This window comes from Brevundimonas sp. (genome assembly GCF_023259385.1).
In the GTDB taxonomy this organism is placed as follows: Bacteria; Pseudomonadota; Alphaproteobacteria; order Caulobacterales; family Caulobacteraceae; genus Brevundimonas.
Window position 1 is genome coordinate 495 of sequence record NZ_JAHFPF010000343.1, and the last position, 2,144, is coordinate 2,638.

A 2,144-nucleotide genomic window follows, 5' to 3' on the forward strand; every position below is an offset into this window, starting at 1 on the left:
GAATACTCTTCGGGAACGGCGCGGGAGGAGGATCGCGCCTGAAAATCCAGCCGCCGCCTTGCCCGGCGGCGATGCGGCGCACAATGGTGATCGGGTCAACAGGGGTCAAGCCGCGTGACCGTCGCATCCGCCACTGAATCGTCATCGGAAATCGTCGAGAACGCCCTTCTCGGCGGTCGCGTGCGATTCCTCCAGCCCGCGAAGGGCTATCGCGCCGGAATGGACGCCGCCCTGCTGGCCGCCGCCTGCGACGCCGCACCCGGCGAGCGGGTGATCGAGGCCGGCTGCGGCGCGGGCGCCGTGCTGATGCAGATCGCGGCGCGGCGCCCCGGCGTGGCCCTGACCGGGCTGGAGCGGGATCCGGCCATGGCGGCGCTGGCCCGGCGGAACGCGATTCTGAACGGGGCCGAGACCACGATCGTCGAAGGCGACATCGCCCAGGGGTTCCGCGCCCTGGACCTGCCGGTGTTCGACCGCGCGGTGTCCAACCCGCCCTTTTTCGATGATCCGGGCGCCCTGCGCGCGCCCTCTCCCGGCAAGTCAGGCGCCTGGATGGCCGACGACGGCTTGGGCGCCTGGACCCGCTTCCTGCTGAAGTCCGTGCGCGAGGGCGGCCGGATCGTGGTCATCCACCGCGCCGACCGTCTGGCCGATCTGCTGGCGGGCCTGGGTGAGACGGCGGGGTCGTTCGCGATCCGCCCGATCCACGCCTTCGCAGACGAACCGGCCAAACGCGTCCTGGTGCAGGCCATCAAGACCGGCAAGGCGCCGCTGCGGTTGCTGCCCCCGCTGGTGTTGCATGCGCGCGACGGAGCCAAGCATACGGCGGAGGCTGAGGCTGTGCTGCGGGGCGAAGCTGGGCTGGAATGGTGACCCGCCGAAACCGGGCCGCCTGAAGGGCCGCCGGGTGTACGCCCGCCCCAGGCGGACCTCCCCCGGCGACCGAACGGGATGGGGTCAGCCGACGTCAGCGCAGACGCGGAAATGCCAGTCCTGCGAGCAACCGATCGAGCCGTCGCCGTATTTCTCACAGCCGAAATTGCGAAGACACATCTCGTAGGGGCTGCTGTAGTCCCAGTTGCCGTCTCCGGGGCCGGTCACTCGGGTCTGCGTATACGCGGTTTGGGGCGCGCCCCCGGTCAGGGGCGCAGGAGCTGCGCCCGCCAGGAACACGATCGAGGTGACGGCCAAGGCGATTTTCAGCATGGTTTTCCTCCTTGCCCCGAATGGGCGGGCGCAGGTTCAGACAGCAAGCGGAGCTGGCCCAATCACAATAACGTCAGGTTGAAACTTGCACGCTTGGGGAGAATTTGAGAGCCTAACCTTCGGACCGTCCATCTCCTTCCCTGTCGCGCGCATAGCGCCGAGCGAAGTGGAAAAGCGGCAACCAGCCTTCGCGGCGGATCGTCCAGTTTTCATAGGTCGAGGTCAGCTGGTCCGGCGCATGGAGCACGCCCAGATTCACCTCGATCTCGTCGCCGCTGCGCGCGAAGACGGACGAACCGCAACGCGGACAGAAATGCCGTCCGGCGTAGTCCCCGGTCTCGCCTTCGACGCTCACAGCCCTTTCGGGAAAGATCGCCGTCGCCTGGAACAGCGAGCCCGAATGCTTGCGGCAGTCGAGACAGTGGCACAGCCCGACCCGATACGGCCGTCCGATGGCCGCCAGCCTGACCCCGCCGCACAGGCACCCGCTTTCGAACCGATCCATGTGGGTCTCCTCGGCTCCATCGAACGCCCAGGGCCTCGCCGGTATCCGCCGCCCTCTCCGCTTTCGCCAATCGGCCCTAGCGGCTATGCCACCGTCATGTCCCTACGCCCCCTCTTCGTCACCCAGGTCTATGAGGCCTCGCTCGCCGCCTCCGCGGGCTTCGCGGCCTTCAACGCCGAGCTGGCCGACGCCTGCCGGATGCTGGCGGCTGAGGACATGGCCGGACGCCAATGGTGCAAGGAGCACGGCTATCGCGGCTACACCTCCTACGGCTCCCTGACCGACCTGCCGGTGCGGCTACCGGAGTTCGGCGAGCTGAAGCGGCATCTCGACAAGCACGCGCAAGTCTATGCCAAGGCTCTGAATTTCGATCTGGCGCGCAAGCCGCGACTGGACAATCTGTGGGTCAACATCATCAAGCCCGGCGGCGGTC

The 2,144-nt window shown here is 68.0% G+C and carries 4 protein-coding genes; 2 read left to right on the forward strand and 2 right to left on the reverse strand.

Features of this window, described 5'->3' with window-relative positions:
• Window positions 1-114 precede the first annotated feature (114 nt).
• On the forward strand, window positions 115-873 hold the full coding sequence (locus tag Q0C81_RS17945; protein WP_291841150.1) for a methyltransferase: 759 nt from the start codon (window positions 115-117) through the stop codon (window positions 871-873).
• Between the two features lie 84 nt (window positions 874-957).
• Here Q0C81_RS17945 and Q0C81_RS17950 read toward each other — a convergent pair whose 3' ends face one another.
• A complete protein-coding gene (locus tag Q0C81_RS17950) occupies window positions 958-1,206 on the reverse strand; it encodes a hypothetical protein (protein ID WP_291841152.1) in 249 nt (82 codons plus the stop codon).
• Between the two features lie 112 nt (window positions 1,207-1,318).
• Complete coding sequence (locus Q0C81_RS17955) at window positions 1,319-1,711, reverse strand: GFA family protein (protein WP_291841154.1); 393 nt, start codon at window positions 1,709-1,711, stop codon at window positions 1,319-1,321.
• A 96-nt stretch (window positions 1,712-1,807) separates the two neighbouring features.
• Here Q0C81_RS17955 and Q0C81_RS17960 point away from each other — a divergent pair.
• Window positions 1,808-2,144: TIGR02466 family protein (locus tag Q0C81_RS17960; protein WP_291841156.1), on the forward strand; the 337-nt coding region annotated here is incomplete at its 3' end.

Bases quoted from the DNA above. Each gene is read 5' to 3' on its own strand.
- Q0C81_RS17950 (WP_291841152.1), bottom strand. From the start codon at position 1,206: ATGCTGAAAATCGCCTTGGCCGTCACCTCGATCGTGTTCCTGGCGGGC.
- Q0C81_RS17955 (WP_291841154.1), bottom strand. From the start codon at position 1,711: ATGGATCGGTTCGAAAGCGGGTGCCTGTGCGGCGGGGTCAGGCTGGCG.